The 1,474-nt window shown below is 24.5% G+C and carries 1 protein-coding gene and 1 pseudogene; both read left to right on the top strand.

Annotated elements, in window-relative coordinates:
• The coding region (locus tag J3U14_RS11625) for an N-acetylmuramidase domain-containing protein (protein ID WP_267351838.1) at positions 1-530 on the top strand (530 nt) is incomplete at its 5' end.
• A gap of 25 nt (positions 531-555) precedes the next feature.
• Positions 556-1,474: pseudogene (locus J3U14_RS11620) on the top strand (hypothetical protein); the annotation flags it as partial.

Below are 1,474 nucleotides of genomic sequence, written 5' to 3'. Positions count from 1 at the left end.
AAGTTGCAAATGAGTTAGGATGTGAAGCAAAAGCTCTTAAAGCTGTAGGTATAAAAGAAACAAAGGATGAAAGTTTTTACACTCATTTAGGAGATCATGTCCCTAAAATATTGTTTGAAAGACATTATTTTCACAAATTAACCAATGGTAAATTTGATAATGATCCTGATATTTCTAGTAGTTCTTCATTTGCTAAGTATGGAACTTATGCGAAACAATATGAACGATTAATAAAAGCATATAATTTATCACCTCGAGAAGCACTACTATCAGCTTCTTGGGGAAAATTTCAAGTCATGGGTGCAAATATGCATTCAAATAAATTAAGTATTGAAGATATTCTATATGAAATTAGCCGTTCAGAAAAAAATCATTTAATTACATTAAAAGGTTATTTATTAAGAAATAACAATGCATTAGAAGCATTAAAGTTAAAAAAATGGGACACATTTGCTTTTTATTATAATGGAAGCAATTATAAAAAAAATAATTATGATGTGCTTATAAAAGAAATATATGAAAAACTATAAAGAAGAAAAATAAAGGAATCATAATATGAAGAAAATTATTATTATTTTTATACTATCAATGAATTTTGCATTTGCTAATACAACAAAATGTGATAAAGATTCGGTTAAAAAAATAAATATAACAACATTTTCTGGGGACAATATGAATTTATTATACCAATATTGCCCATATAATAATGAAGAATCAAAGGATTATGATGGATATCAATTATTAACGATTAACGTTGATAACAATTCATTCACCTATACAAATAATGTGATTGGAAATGAATATTTTGGTGGGGAAATGTTTTATTCAAAACTAGGTATATTCGGTTTAATCGAATCAAATACAGGTAATTCACCATTAACAATCACATATTTGAATATCAAAGATAATAATCTAATTTTATTGGGAAAAATCACGTTTGAACGACGTATGGGAAATATAATCGGTGAGCCCATTATAGAAAATATAAGTAATGAAACTATTAGAATTATCGATAATATATTTGTATTAAATAAAAAAAATATTTTGGGGGAATATTTTTTAAATTACTATGAAAGCTTTCTGTTTATTTTAGCCGATCAATTTAAACAAAATTTGTCAAAACATGAAATAAATAGATTACTAGCTAAATTAGCTAATTATCAAGATTTAAATAATTTTTATAGGCAAAAAATCTTTTTTAAAGATCGTTCTTTATGTACATATAATGAAAATCTAATTGAAATGGATGCCTTTGGTTGCCAAATAGGAAATAAGCAATTATCTATTTGTTATGATTATTTTAACAAAAGTGATCTAATATATAGATTTGGCAATAAAAACAAAATAGAATTAGAGTTGCGAAAAGAAATTTCTGACCATAAAGTTTCAATAAATCCGTTAGTTTTTAAAAAAAATATTTGGCATTATGAAGTAAATACATATCCAGATAATGCAGGAATTTTAATAAAAAAAA

The organism is Gilliamella sp. B3801, assembly GCF_026536645.1.
GTDB lineage: Bacteria > Pseudomonadota > Gammaproteobacteria > Enterobacterales > Orbaceae > Gilliamella > Gilliamella apicola_I.
The sequence above is the reverse complement of the archived record's forward strand: the minus strand, read 5'-3'. Positions and strand labels throughout refer to the sequence as shown.